Origin of the sequence: Agrobacterium larrymoorei, assembly GCF_030819275.1 — a bacterium.
Lineage (GTDB): Bacteria > Pseudomonadota > Alphaproteobacteria > Rhizobiales > Rhizobiaceae > Agrobacterium > Agrobacterium larrymoorei_B.
Genome location: NZ_JAUTBL010000002.1, coordinates 88,066 through 101,132, shown reverse-complemented (window position 1 = coordinate 101,132; position 13,067 = coordinate 88,066). Strand labels below are relative to the sequence as shown.

Here is a 13,067-nt window from a genome sequence, read left to right as displayed (position 1 = left end):
GTACCTTTCGCAGCCCTCTCCCTATGCGGAGCCACCGCCCCCCGATCTTTGAGTGCGTTTCGATTTTTCGATTTCGCACTTTGCTTGGCCTTGTGAAATCAATGAGTTGGGCCGGAATGACGTTGAAAAACAAACAATTGCACTATGAAGGAGGTCGCTTTTGAATTCGGGAATATTGCCGTTTGGTCGTCGGGAGTGGTTGGAAGCGGTCTGCCGCGATCCGGGCATCTCGGCTCTGCAATTCAGGGTCGCTTATGCCCTGTCTGGCATGATTTCAGCGGAGGGCCGTTTGCGGGCGCGGCTCATCGAGATAGCCGCAAGATCGGGGACGACGGGGCCGTCCGTAAGGGGCGCGCTGTTTCGGCTGGCCGAGCGCGGCTTCCTTGTGATCAGGCTGGAAAAGCAGCAAGTCGCTATCACAGTGCCGAAATCAATACCGCGCCGGACGCCCGAGCCTGTCGAGCGTGACAGCGCAGCGTGACATCATCGCTGTCGGCGTGACTTGCCGTGACATTTTTGATGAATTCCAATGTCACGCTGGCTCGTAGAGTAATAATCCAGACAATCTGAACACAGCGCGTGCCGCCCTCAAGGCGGCGCAAAGCGCTGTGTGATTTATGAGGTCATATAAGCTTCTGATATTAAACTGATTGACCTGTAGTTATTTGTTACGAGTACCGCGGGCGGGCGGGCACGTACGTGACGCGAAAGGCCAAATCAGCTAAATCGCGCTTGTTCTCAAACATCGAAAGGTCGCTTTGCTTTGCATCTGGAAGGCGTCTGGACCCCGAAGCTGGTTGGCGATGAACTGCTTGAGGCAGTCCGGTGGGCGAGCCGCGCGTCCGGCCCTGTGGGACCGGCGCGGCTTCGCTCCTCCATGCCAGAGCTTGCCATGATATCGCAGGACCGTGATTTCGAGGGCTGGCCCCCGATCCACGATCTTGAGCCGCAGCCGATGCGTCGCATGGTTCCTCCGGCCCTCGTCAGCCGCTTTGAGCGGGTGCTGTGGTGGCAGGCTGATTTCCTGAAAGACGAGCCGGGCGCTGCCCGCGTGTTGAAGCACTGGGTTCGAGCCAAATTGACCAAAGGCTTCACGTTCGGCGAAGCGATCAAGCGCCGAGGATGGAGCAGGCCCGACCGCATATCGCGCCAGAGATAAAGCCCTCGCGACAATCGGCATGGGATTAACCGACCGTGGGATCGAGTTCGGCCAGCATTAAGCCGCTGAATTGTTGGAATGAAAGCCAATCACCAGAAATGGCCCTGACAAGCCCGCTGACAAGCGTACCGGCTTCCCCGCTGTCATCCATCGGAAATTCGCTTCGAGCGCGCGGACGGCTGCCGTTGGCCGGGAATTCAGGCAAGGAACAGCCGCCGTCCCGTAAGCGACCATTTCGCGCGTTACTTGGAAGAAAACATCGATTTGCAGATGATTTTCGGATTTGGTTTTTAACCAACCGGCCCACGGCAACATTTCGCGAAATCAAATTCCAAAATTCTATTGTCGATCAGCTTCCGTCATGGCATCTTTTGCTCATCCTCTCCTCCCGTCCATGGGCGTAGGATTTTCCTTGGAAGAAGCCTGCCGAGTTGAAGCGGCAGGCTTTTTCTTTTCCTGATGTCAGTTGATCCGCTGCGTATCCTTCCTTACGTGGTCGAAACCCGATTTCGCCACCTACAGGAATACCGCGCTTGCCTTTCAGACTTCGCAGCCTTGCCCTCGCCGCCTCCCTTATCGCTGCCTGCCCTGCCTCCGCGGCTGACCTTACCGGAAAGGGCATCAGTGATTGACGGTGACACCATCGAAATCTCCGGCCAGCGCATTCGGCTCAACGGGATCGACGCCCCTGAAAGCTGGCAGCAATGCCGCGATGGGAAGGGCCGCGGATATAGCTGCGGGAAAGATGCCGCTTTTGCTCTCGACAGCTTCCTCGCCGCTTCCCGCCCGACAACCTGTCTTAAGGTCGATCAGGATCGCTACGGCAGGATGGTGGCCGATTGCTTCCGGGCAGACGGCGAGCCTGTAAACGGCTGGCTTGTCTGGCAAGGATACGCCGTTGATTGGGTGCGCTATTCCAAGGGCCGGTACGCGAAGGAGCAGTCAGCAGCAAAAGTCGAGCGACGGGGCATCTGGCGGGGCGAGTTTGATCAGCCCTGCATGGAGCGGGCCGCGCGCGCAAAGCGCGCTCTCGCTTGCTGAAACAGACAACAGCGACTCTGCGGAGTGCGGGCAGACTCGGCGACAGCCCTTTGTCAAGCCTCCTATCGCCAATGGTCCGCAAATCAGTTATGCTATCACCAACGCCGGAGTTTTATATCGATGAATAGAACAGAAATCGTTCTCGCGGCGCTTGCCGCAGCGGGGCAAAACGCCACCTTCACACCTGTGCAGGTGCAGAAGCTTTTCTTTTTGCTTGATAAAGAAGCTTCTCATCTTTTGGATGGGCCGCATTTTACCTTTGCTCCCTACGATTACGGCCCATTTGACCGAGGTGTCTACGATGAGCTTGATGGCCTTTCGGCGCGGGGACTTGCGGAAGTGCAGAGCACCGGAAGATACCGCAAGTACTCGCTGACCGCTCAAGGATTTGGGCAGGGCGCTGCAATGCTCGGTGACCTACCGGAAAACACAAGGGAATATGTCTCCAGCATCTCGAAATGGGTGCGCGACCTCTCCTTTGAGCAGCTTGTCGCATCGATCTACAAGCGATACCCTGAGATGAAGGCGAACAGCGTGTTTCGTGGATGACCGTAATTGTAGCCTTTAATTGTCAGGATGGAGTTGTTATCGCCGCTGACAGCATGATTACCCCAAGCATGGGCGGCATCAACGTTGGGCACCATCACGGCCACAAGCTAGCGGTACTAGCTGGCCCTCAACTTTTTGCATTTGCTGGCGATCAAGGACAAGCAGATCGCTTTAAGTTGATGGCAGATAGCAATCATAACTTGATATCACAGGTGCCGCACCAACTTGACTATGCGATAGCTATGTCAAGTAGCGTTTTGCAGCAGTTTCAGAGCACTGGACTCTCACTCCAAATGGTCGGGACGAACACGATCCTCGCCTTCGCAAAAGACAATACACACCACTGCTGCGTGTTTGAAGGTCCTCTACAGCCGCGCTTTCTCGACAACAATCATTTCTACGTGGCCCTCGGGTCTGGGAAGATGTCCGCTGACCCGTTTCTTCGCTTTCTATCCGACATATTTTGCCCTGCGGGCGCGCAACCCACACTACGTGAGGCGATCTTTCTAGCCACATGGGCAGTTCAGCATGTAATAGACACAAATCCGGGCGGCGTCGCTGGACCGATCAAAGTTGCAACATTCGAGATCAATGGAACTGGTCCTTCCGCTAGGACGCTGCGCGACGACGAGATCGCCGAACATCAACAGGCCATAGAAAGCGCCGCAGAGGCGCTTCGAACGTGGCGCACACAAATACAGTCGGGTGCCGCAGCTGATGATGTTCCCGATCAGCCGGAAGCGCCACGGCAGGCTTAGGGCTTTGAACGCGAAGTACATTTTCCCCTCCTAATCAAAGCCTATGACGTTGCCAAAAGTTAAGAGAAGTCTTGTGCGCAATGTAAAAGCGACTGTTCTGTCGATCCTGTCGCTGCCGTGTGCCGATGCGGCCATTGCCGACGACGGCGTCAAATTGAACCTCGGGAAAAATAGTCCAGCGCTGCACATGCCGGTCGGCGATCAGATCGTCATCGCGACGCCCGCATTCGGGGACTATTCGGAAATGCTTTTCGACCTTTGCGACGCGATGAAGCTCAAGATCGAGGACGAGTGCAGCATCTACCCGATGAATGCCGAGATAGGCCTCAATGCCATAGCCACGGAACAGGAAGGCAATCGGCTCATTGTCTACGACCGCCGCCTAAGCCCCGAGGTCGGATATGAGGGGGCGATGATGATCATCGCCCACGAACTCGGACACCACTATTGCCACCACATCGGCAGGAAACCCGATCCGCGCAATGAGCTTGAAGCCGACCGTTTCGCGGGAACGGCAATGAGGAATGCCGGGTACACGCTCGATCAGGCGCTCGCTGCCGTTCCGATCCTCGACGAGAGGCCGTCGAAATCCCATCCGGGCCGAACGGATCGCGTCAAGGCGATCAAGGCTGGATGGACGCAACCGGAACTTGGGAAATCATGCCGGGATTTAAGAGCGCCTTCACCTCATGGGAAAACGAGGCCAGACTGACCGCAAGCCGTGCCTCGCCGACATTCACCAAGTGATGTAGCCAGACGATAGCCTCTTAAACTCGCCGCTGTCCACGCAAGCAATGTTCGTCTCGATATTGGCGATCAGATAATCAAGGCACTCAATAAGCCTTGCATTGATAACATTTTTCTTCGTGGTCTCCAGCGCGGCCTTCGCATGCTTGCGGCACAAACTGTTATGCAGTTTGTTCTTGATCTCGAAATGGCACAAAGAAACCATCACGTGCGGTGCGAACTTGTCACCTGCCAAAGCCAAGATATTGTCATAGTATTTCCGCCCCCCCGGAGAAACGCCCTCGCAGTAGCTCACGCCTCGACCTATGCGGCAGATCAGAACAACTTTGAACAGGCGTTGAGCCAAATTCTCGAAGATTGAGGTTTGGTCTGGTACGTAAGAATAGAGTTGCGCCGCGACCGGCGGTTCATGGTGGAAGTTGTCCCAACCATTATGTTTGTCGAGGAGTTCCGTGATCAACTCATCGACAATGATGACCCGCTCGTTCGGCGAGCGGAACGCATTTCCACCAACGACATCGAAAAACTGCTCTCCGAGCGAATGCTTGTCCTTGAACAAGTTAACGTTGTAACCTTCAAGGACGATCCCGAGTTTGTATCTGGCCTCGTCGGCACAAGCCGCCCAAAGCGCGGGCGCGATAAGCGAGATGTTTTTGCGAACTGTTGGATCGGTATCAACAGCGACGTATATCCCGAAAACCGTTCGCATCAGGCTTCCGCACAGATGCGTCGGCAACTCGATAATTTTCTTCTCAATCGCCTGCTTGGCAGCGCTATCAACAACGGTCGTCGTTGTCTTGAGGTTTTTAATAAAGGATTGAACCTGAAGCGCAGCTTCCGTGGGATTATCGTTCAGAACGTCTTGAATACAGTTCTGAAGGTATCCTAAAAGCTCGTATGCATTGATGGTGTACGAATTGGGATGCGATATGCCGATATCATTGCGCATTTCCAGTATGTGCTTGAGCTTTTTATAGGTTGTATCGCCTATAAGCTCTAGCTTCCGGCAGCTATCTAGCAGGACGCTGTCCTTCAATGCGGATAGGTCGTCTTCAGTGCTATAATGTTCGCGCGCTTTGCTTCCACCAACCGCTGCATCAAAAAATATGTCGAGGCCATAAACAACTGCCTTCTTTCGGAGGTTGAGTACGACCTCATTCCATACCGCGTTCAGCGAGTAATCGAACAGGCCGAAACCTGCGCCGATTACGAATTTTGAAAGATACCTCGCGTCCTTTTTGATTTCAGGCGGCAGTCCCAGAATTAGCCCTTGCAGATTGTCGCCGATGATTTTTCTTTCAGAAATATCAGCTATGACGTTATCCGACGGGAGGCCCATGTCTTTCAGAAAATCGACAAGCATCTGAGCCTGCGGATCAATCAGTTCATTAGATTTCTTGACCGTTATTTCGTTCATACCCCATCCCCTAGTTCAAACACTGTTTCTATTAGTAGCGCTAAGTGGTTTACTCACGCTTAACGGGTATTGTCTTATTGTGAGTTGCAACTATTCATACCTCCGCTAGACGTGGGGCCCTAGTAGAGGCTCCGCTGATATGAAAAATATACACCCCGCCGACGCTGCCGACCGCGCCAAGATCGCAACCGCGACGCACTTCAACGTGCATCTGCGCCGCAGCCCTACCAGCAAGATCAATCGCGAAGCTACAACGCTGGCCGAAGCCGCGAAGATCGCCGACGAGATCACTGCCGAATTCAAGAAAGCGCCGATGGTCTACGCCATTACGCCGGACAATATGACCGCCTTCGTCCCGAAGGAAATAGTCGATGCTGCCCGCAGCGACGCGGAAGCCCCAACAGGCAAACCAACAGCGCCGAAGCCGAAGAAAGCGGTAGGGAAGCGCGCTGCGGCCCTTGAGGCCGCCCAGCGCGGCGTCCTGCCCGATCCGCCGGACTTCACAGCCGCTACACATCGACGCTTCCGCCCGAAGCTGGCGAAGCTGATCGAGCTTGTCGAGGCTGGCGACATCGACGGCCTCAAGGCCATCGAGATCAAGCCGGTATCGAGCAGCCCGAAGGCGATGGCGAAATATCGCGACCTCGCGGTCATCGCCCTCGAAGCGAAGAAGGCAGCGGCCTAAGCCGCAACCGTCCATTCGAAAGCCCGGCCATTGTAGCCGGGCTTTTTTGACGATGCGATTGCGAAGGCGCGCTGACTGTCGCGTCTGCCAACGGGGAGAGGGTGTCGGGAGCGATTGACGCGACATCTTCCGCCCTTATCAATACCGTGGCAGAATTAGAAACCATGGTATCGAACATGGTATTGGAACAAACCGCGTCAGTTTTTTTGCTGTAGTGAAAATCACTTAGCGTGAAAATGCCGTGCCTCTTCTGGCACCATTCCTTATTTGATCCTAGCCAGATCAATCGCTTAGCAAAAAATTGAGATTGATTTTCCCCTCACGGGGCTACTGTTGTCAGCATTCGTATTGGCACTCCTCGCTCAACAATTTAGTGCCGAAGAGCGCTGCGAGAAGCAGTGACTCATCTGTGATGACCGGCCAGGTTCTTCCTGTAAGACCTATGTCTAAGGCGTTCCTTGAACGCGCGGCGCATGCCGTCCAAACGCTGTTGTGACCACATCTGTTGAGCGAACGTTTGGTGAATGAAGAACACTCCTGAATCGAATCAGGTTGTTCTACGCTATTCAGTTCTGCGCATGCTCTTCACAGGCGGGCGAACAAGAAAGAACGCTTCGTGAGGTCTGGCGATAGACCCGGACCGTATTGCCCTCATCGATCGACACCAGAACCCGTTCATCGACGATTGCGTTACCTTCGGCATCCAGCAGCACGAGATTGGTGGTGCCGAAGCTGCGACCGGTCAACACGATCGTTGTTGCATCGGCAACGGTCGCATCCGCAACCTTCGAATTGCCAACGATGACTTTGCTCACAGCGCGATCGAGCTTGAGCACACGCGCCTGATTCATCGAGACGCGGAGCATCTCATCATCTGCGGAGAACGCAAAAGACGGCCCAAAACTTACGATTGCCGCTGCGATTGCAAATCTCTTGACGGTGGAAGATAGCATGAGCGGAATAGACCTTTGGTTACGCTTGGCGCATTTCATCGTCATCACCATGAACGGGAATGGTGAATGAAGCTTTAAAAGACGCGCCAAAACGGGAAACTGTCGCTGCATAAAACGCACTCTAACATGAAAGCAGAGCGCCGCTTAACTGCACAAGACCGGGTTCGTGGTAGAAATTATATTCAAAACGGCCTTTTATGACCCTTTACTCACCTAGGGCTTTGGCAAAGATTCATATTTTACCTTTTAATCTTCGACTTTGTTTACCACGCAATCGACATTACTCATTTAACGTTACGTTAAGCCCGTTCTTTAAGCGCTTGGCAATCGAGAGTTCGTAGGTTTGCCTCAACCGAACAACGAAAAACAGTTGTCGGCGTGCTGACCAATAACGAATTAGGAGAATCCGCATGACACATATTTTTGCTCGGTTCCTGAAGGACGAGTCCGGCGCCACCGCCATTGAATACGGCCTGATCGCTGCTTTGATCTCTGTTGGTATCATTGCAGGTGCGGGTACAATAGGTACTCAGCTGAAGGCTACTTTCGACCGTATTGGCAAAGCGCTTACGGATTCGAAGGCAGCTACGGGCTGACATCGGCACCGGACGATCGTTTCCACGCATGCGGAAAGTGCCGTCCTTTGGGCGGCATTTTTCTTAAAATTAAGGGTCAGTCCCAGAAATCGAGGTCAGACATGATCACTGCTTCTATCTTTCTTGTCTTTCCGCTCTGCCTCGCGCTGGCGGCGCTTACTGATCTTTTTTCAATGACGATCCCAAACCGGGTATCAATGATTCTCTTAGGCGCCTTTCTTTTACTCGCACCGTTGTCAGGCATGGACTGGCAGGTTTTCGCAATGAGCCTCGTAGCGGGAGTGACCGTTTTTCTGGCGTGCTTCGTCTTGTTCGCATTCAACACCATGGGTGGCGGAGATGCTAAGCTTCTAACCTCTTGCGCCGTCTGGTTCGGTTTCAATTATTCCTTGGCCGAATTTTTGGTCGCAGTAGCGCTCATAGGGGGCATTTTGACTTTAGGCATTCTTGTCTTGCGATCACGTTCCGAAGAGATCATGGCAACAGGCCTTCCTATCCCGGACTCTTTACTAGTCGCCAAAAAGGTGCCCTATGGTATCGCAATTGCGGTTGCTGGCTTGATCACGTATCCCGAAGCGCCGATCGTACAGGCTGCCATGAGCGCCGTGCTGTGATATAAACCCCAAAAGCATGATTTAGACTTACTAATACAGCACATTAATTTCTGATTAACCCAAAACAATCACTTCTTATTAACCATAATTACACGAATGGCAGGCCATCTTCTGGGCAGAGATTCTACCTCAAAGGCCCAGCATGAAGTCCTCGCGTGTCGTTATCCTCTCCGTTGCCGTCGTTGCCGCTGGCTTTGCGGGCCTGCTGGCCATGCAGATTTCTGCGCCGCAAGCGGTGGTGGAACAGGCAGAAGCCATCATCCAGAAAGAGCCGACCGTTAACGTGCTGGTCTCGGCGGTTAATTTGCCCGTGGGTAGCCGGCTCGACGCGAGTTCGGTGCGCTGGGCACGGTGGCCTCAAGGCAGCGTCAATGACAGTTATGTCACCGAGGAAAAACGGCCTGATGCGATCGCCGAGTTGACGGGCGCCATCGTTCGCCTTCCGCTTTTCGAAGGCGAGCCGCTCCGCTCGGAAAAGGTGGTCGATTCCAGCACACGCATCATGTCGTCGCTCCTGCCCGCCGGAAAACGGGCTGTTTCAACGGAAATATCGGTTGCGACCGGTGCGGGCGGCTTCGTTCTCCCCAACGACCGCGTCGATGTCATCATGGTGCGCAAAAACGAGGGCGGCGGTTTCCTGACGGAAAACGTCCTTAACAATGTGCGCGTTCTTGCAATCGACCAGCAGATCAAAGAGGGACCTGACGGCACCTCTTCCGTGATTGGCGCCACAGCGACGCTCGAACTCACGCCTGAACAAGCAAAGATCATCACCGTCGCACACCAGATGGCGGACCGGCTGACCTTGTCGCTCCGATCCGTCGCGGATGTTCAGGATAGCGACACGGCATCTGCCGACTATCTACTCAACGGCGAATCCAGCAGACCGGCAATCCAGGTTATCAAGTCCGGTTCGATCGTGCGTGAAAATGAGGGAGCCGCACAATGAGCAAGACGAAATCGATCCGACATGGCTTGAAAGCTTCGCTCATTGGGGGCATAGCCTTCAGCATCGGTTTTGCAGGCGTTCCCGGCGCATCGCCATTCGGCTTTGGCACGACAGATGCGCTGGCCCAGAGCGCCAGCATTCTTCGGATCTCTGAAAGCGGAACAGGCGTGCGCAAGCGCGTGAAGCTCGGTTTGAACAAGGCATTGGTGGTCGATCTGCCACAGGATGCGCATGACATTCTGGTGGCCGATCCGAGCATGGCAGATGCGGTAACCCGTACATCGCGTCGTATTTATCTCTTCGGCAAGTCGGTCGGCCAGACCAACATTTTCATCTTCGGCGCCCATGGCGAGGAGATCGTCAGTCTCGATCTCGAGGTCGAGCGCGACATCACCGGTCTTGAGGCCAATCTGCGCCGTTTCATTCCGGAATCGGATATCAAGGTTGAGATCGTATCGGACAACATTGTTCTTTCAGGCAGTGTTCGTACGCCGCAGGATTCCGCACGCGCGGTTCAGCTCGCAACGGCCTTCCTCCAAGGCGGTGAAGCAACAACCCGCAACATCACAGCGAGCAGCGAAAGCAACGGCGATGGTGCCGTGGCGATCTTCGCGGAAAACCGCCAGAAATCATCTATCGTCAACATGCTGACGATCGAGGGCGAGGATCAGGTTACGCTGAAGGTGACGGTCGCGGAAGTCAGTCGCCAGGTTCTCAAGCAGCTTGGCTTCAACGGCTCTATTAGCGGCTCCGGCTCGGACTTTGGTGGCGCGGTCTCGTTCTCCAATCCGGCCAACCTCGGTAACGCGCTGGCGATCGGCGGTTCGGGAAATATCGGAGGCGCCATCGGCAAGGTCGCTTTATCCAGCTATTTCAATGCCATGGAACAGGCAGGCGTCATGCGCACGCTCGCCGAACCGAGCCTGACTGCGATTTCCGGCGAGCAGGCAAAGTTCTATGTCGGCGGCGACTTCCGTCTTGCAGGCGTTCAGAACGTCACTTTCGACGACAATAATGTGCCGACCGTGACGCGCCAGACCGACACGGTCGAATATGGCATCGAGTTGAACTTCCGGCCGGTCGTGCTGTCTCCAGGCCGCATCAGCCTGAAAATCGAGACCAACGTGTCCGAGCCGACCTATGAAGGCAACGTCGTGTCCGGCAACGGCAACACGTCCCGCGTTCCGGGCAGCACCTATCTCTCTATTCGCAAGCGCGAAGCGTCCACGAGTGTGGAATTGCCATCGGGCGGTTCGATCGTGATCGCAGGTCTCGTGCAGGACAATGTCCGCCAGGCGATGTCCGGCCTCCCAGGCGCGTCCAAGGTTCCAATTCTCGGCACCCTGTTCCGCAGCAAGGATTTCATTCGCAACGAGACCGAACTCGTGATCATCGCCACGCCCTATCTCGTGCGACCTGTTGCGCGCAACCAGATCGCGCGCCCTGATGACAATTTCAGCCCGGAAAACGACTCTGCAGCGTTTTTCATGAACCGGGTGAACAAGGTCTACGGTAACAACAGACAGCAGGTTCAGGCACAGCCTTATCAGGGCTCGGTGGGATTTATCTACAAATGACGAAAACGCACCCTATGACGAATTCTGTTTCTTACTTACGCCTCGGTCACCTCGTCTGCGTGCTCGCTACCGTCGCCGCACTGCAGGGATGTGCCCGCGACCCACAGACCACAGGCGCCATCCCGGACGACTATCGCACGCGCCACCCGATCACTCTGTCCGAAGCGCAGCATTCGCTGGATATTCCTGTCTCTCCGGCAGACAACAAGCTGCCCGGTGAGATGGCCGACAATGTGAAGGGCTTCGTTCAGAACTACGTGGCGAGTTCCACCAGCATCGTTCAAATGCAGGTGCCCACGGGCTCTGCCAATGCCGCTTCCGCGTCCCTGATCAAACGCCAGATTCGGTCGGTCCTGACCTCGTCAGGCATCCCTGCCAATAAGATCGTCGAAGTTCCCTATGGTGCATCGCCCTATGGGGATGCGGCACCCATACGCCTCTCCTACGTAGCCGTGACTGCCATGACAGGCCAGTGCGGCCAATGGCCTGAGGACCTGAACAGCAATACCTCTTCGAACAAAAACTGGTACAATTTCGGCTGCGCGTCCCAAAGCAATCTGGCGGCGCAAATTGCCAATCCCATGGATCTCGTCGGCCCCCGCGGCATGAGCCCGATCGACGCCGAAAGGCGCTCGGTGGTGCTCGGCAAGTATCGTGCCGGCAAGAACACAGCAACCACGAACGACTGAGATGCGCCTTCCAGCTTGAGCGACAGGATCTGACATGAACCCGGTGAACTACGATATTCGGCACAGTAACGCAGATGTGCCAGTCGCCGAAGACACGCTCCGTCCCGGCGAGCTAGAGGGCGTCCGTCCTCTGCCGCGCATCTCGATCCACGCCTTCTGCGAAAGCGAGGCGATGCAGCGGACGATGGAGCGGCTGGCGAACGATCGGCGGATGAATAAGGTTAGCATGCGGGTGACCAACGGCGAGATCGATGCCGCTGCCAGAACGTTTTCGTCCACCGCCACACCCAATCTCGTCATCCTCGAAACCCACCGTGATCCATCGACACTCCTGATTGATCTTGCGCCTTTGGCGGAGGTTTGCGATCCCTCGACGCGCGTCATCATCATCGGACGCCACAACGACATCGCGCTTTACCGCGACCTGATGCGCAATGGTATTTCCGAGTACCTCGTTTCACCGATCAAAGCGTCGGACCTGATGGCGTCGATTTCCGCAATTTTCGTCGATCCCGAAGCCGAGCCGCTTGGCCGTAGCATTGCCTTCATCGGCGCGAAGGGCGGTGTTGGGTCCTCCACCATCGCGCATAACTGCGCATTTGGGATATCGAGCCTGTTCTCGACAGAGACCATTCTCGCAGACCTCGATCTTCCCTTCGGCACGGTCAATATCGACTTCGATCAGGATCCAGCACAGGGAATTGCCGAGGCAGTCTTCGCACCGGATCGGCTCGACGAGGTCTTTCTCGATCGCCTACTGACGAAATGCTCCGAAAATCTTTCGATTCTGGCAGCACCCTCGCTTCTCGATCGCGCCTATGATTTTGATAGAGCCGCTTTCCAGCCGCTGTTGGAACTGCTGCAGAGGAGCGCGCCGATTGCCGTATTGGACATACCGCATGTCTGGTCGGACTGGACGCAGGCCGTGCTGGCGGAAGCGGATGAGGTGGTGATCACCGCTGTCCCGGACCTGGCCAACCTCAGAAACACCAAGAATCTTCTTGACGCATTGAAGAAACTGCGGCCGAACGACAAGGTGCCACATCTGGTTCTCAACCAAGTGGGTATGGCCAAGCGTCCCGAGATCGAGCCTTCCGACTTTTTCGAACCGTTGGAAATTGAACCACTTGCCATCATTCCGTTCGATGTCCAGCTTTTTGGCTCCGCATCGAACAGCGGACGAATGATCAGTGAGATCGATGCCAAGTCGCCGATTGCGGAAACCTTCTCCCAGCTTTCGCATGTTCTGACAGGCCGATCATCGGCCCGCAAGGCGAAACGACCGGGGCTGGGCAAGTTCATGGAAATCCTAAAACGCAAATAAACGTGGACT

Annotated in this window: 15 protein-coding genes; 13 read left to right on the top strand and 2 right to left on the bottom strand. The window is 55.2% G+C overall.

The genetic code is table 11. The annotated features are described in order from the left end of the window. Nucleotides 1–160 precede the first annotated feature (160 nt). The 6 genes from QE408_RS09040 to QE408_RS09015 all read left to right on the top strand — a co-directional run bounded on the left by QE408_RS09040 (nucleotide 161) and on the right by QE408_RS09015 (nucleotide 4,219). Nucleotides 161–481 carry a hypothetical protein gene (locus tag QE408_RS09040; protein ID WP_306930413.1) on the top strand — a complete coding sequence of 107 codons (321 nt, stop codon included), beginning with the start codon at nucleotides 161–163 and terminating at the stop codon, nucleotides 479–481. Nucleotides 482–763: 282 nt separating this feature from the next. Continuing rightward, nucleotides 764–1,159 carry a hypothetical protein gene (locus tag QE408_RS09035; RefSeq protein WP_306930411.1) on the top strand — a complete coding sequence of 132 codons (396 nt, stop codon included), beginning with the start codon at nucleotides 764–766 and terminating at the stop codon, nucleotides 1,157–1,159. A 555-nt stretch (nucleotides 1,160–1,714) separates the two neighbouring features. Next, nucleotides 1,715–2,200, top strand: a complete 486-nt coding sequence (locus QE408_RS09030; RefSeq protein WP_373465528.1) for a thermonuclease family protein — start codon at nucleotides 1,715–1,717, stop codon at nucleotides 2,198–2,200. Nucleotides 2,201–2,320: 120 nt separating this feature from the next. Next, nucleotides 2,321–2,749 carry a hypothetical protein gene (locus QE408_RS09025; RefSeq protein ID WP_306930408.1) on the top strand — a complete coding sequence of 143 codons (429 nt, stop codon included), beginning with the start codon at nucleotides 2,321–2,323 and terminating at the stop codon, nucleotides 2,747–2,749. Next, nucleotides 2,746–3,507 carry a hypothetical protein gene (locus tag QE408_RS09020; protein WP_306930406.1) on the top strand — a complete coding sequence of 254 codons (762 nt, stop codon included), beginning with the start codon at nucleotides 2,746–2,748 and terminating at the stop codon, nucleotides 3,505–3,507. The genes QE408_RS09025 and QE408_RS09020 overlap by 4 nt, the downstream gene beginning before the upstream one ends. 73 nt (nucleotides 3,508–3,580) lie before the next feature. Then, nucleotides 3,581–4,219 (top strand): hypothetical protein, encoded by a 639-nt coding sequence (locus QE408_RS09015; protein ID WP_306930404.1) that lies wholly within the window; start codon nucleotides 3,581–3,583, stop codon nucleotides 4,217–4,219. Nucleotides 4,220–4,243: 24 nt separating this feature from the next. Here QE408_RS09015 and QE408_RS09010 read toward each other — a convergent pair whose 3' ends face one another. Continuing rightward, nucleotides 4,244–5,671 (bottom strand): hypothetical protein, encoded by a 1,428-nt coding sequence (locus QE408_RS09010; RefSeq protein WP_306930402.1) that lies wholly within the window; start codon nucleotides 5,669–5,671, stop codon nucleotides 4,244–4,246. 139 nt (nucleotides 5,672–5,810) lie between these two features. Here QE408_RS09010 and QE408_RS09005 point away from each other — a divergent pair, with 139 nt between their 5' ends. Continuing rightward, nucleotides 5,811–6,356, top strand: coding sequence for a hypothetical protein (locus QE408_RS09005; protein ID WP_306930399.1), 546 nt, complete (start codon nucleotides 5,811–5,813; stop codon nucleotides 6,354–6,356). A 566-nt stretch (nucleotides 6,357–6,922) separates the two neighbouring features. On the opposite strand, the gene QE408_RS09000 is transcribed toward QE408_RS09005, so the two are convergent. Further along, nucleotides 6,923–7,222 (bottom strand): pilus assembly protein N-terminal domain-containing protein, encoded by a 300-nt coding sequence (locus QE408_RS09000; RefSeq protein ID WP_306930397.1) that lies wholly within the window; start codon nucleotides 7,220–7,222, stop codon nucleotides 6,923–6,925. Between the two features lie 497 nt (nucleotides 7,223–7,719). Here QE408_RS09000 and QE408_RS08995 point away from each other — a divergent pair, with 497 nt between their 5' ends. From QE408_RS08995 to QE408_RS08970, 6 genes are all read left to right on the top strand, one after another. Continuing rightward, nucleotides 7,720–7,905 (top strand): Flp family type IVb pilin, encoded by a 186-nt coding sequence (locus tag QE408_RS08995; protein ID WP_306930395.1) that lies wholly within the window; start codon nucleotides 7,720–7,722, stop codon nucleotides 7,903–7,905. A gap of 101 nt (nucleotides 7,906–8,006) precedes the next feature. Continuing rightward, nucleotides 8,007–8,519, top strand: coding sequence for an A24 family peptidase (locus QE408_RS08990; RefSeq protein WP_306930393.1), 513 nt, complete (start codon nucleotides 8,007–8,009; stop codon nucleotides 8,517–8,519). A 142-nt stretch (nucleotides 8,520–8,661) separates the two neighbouring features. Further along, nucleotides 8,662–9,468 (top strand): Flp pilus assembly protein CpaB, encoded by an 807-nt coding sequence (gene cpaB / locus QE408_RS08985; RefSeq protein ID WP_306930391.1) that lies wholly within the window; start codon nucleotides 8,662–8,664, stop codon nucleotides 9,466–9,468. Continuing rightward, entirely contained in the window at nucleotides 9,465–11,045 is a 1,581-nt protein-coding gene (locus QE408_RS08980) for a type II and III secretion system protein family protein (RefSeq protein WP_306930389.1), read from the top strand. Before cpaB ends, QE408_RS08980 begins: the two co-directional genes overlap by 4 nt. 14 nt (nucleotides 11,046–11,059) lie before the next feature. Beyond that, on the top strand, nucleotides 11,060–11,734 hold the full coding sequence (locus QE408_RS08975) for a CpaD family pilus assembly protein (RefSeq protein WP_306930387.1): 675 nt from the start codon (nucleotides 11,060–11,062) through the stop codon (nucleotides 11,732–11,734). A 34-nt stretch (nucleotides 11,735–11,768) separates the two neighbouring features. Further along, nucleotides 11,769–13,058 (top strand): AAA family ATPase, encoded by a 1,290-nt coding sequence (locus tag QE408_RS08970; RefSeq protein WP_306930385.1) that lies wholly within the window; start codon nucleotides 11,769–11,771, stop codon nucleotides 13,056–13,058. Nucleotides 13,059–13,067 lie beyond the last annotated feature (9 nt).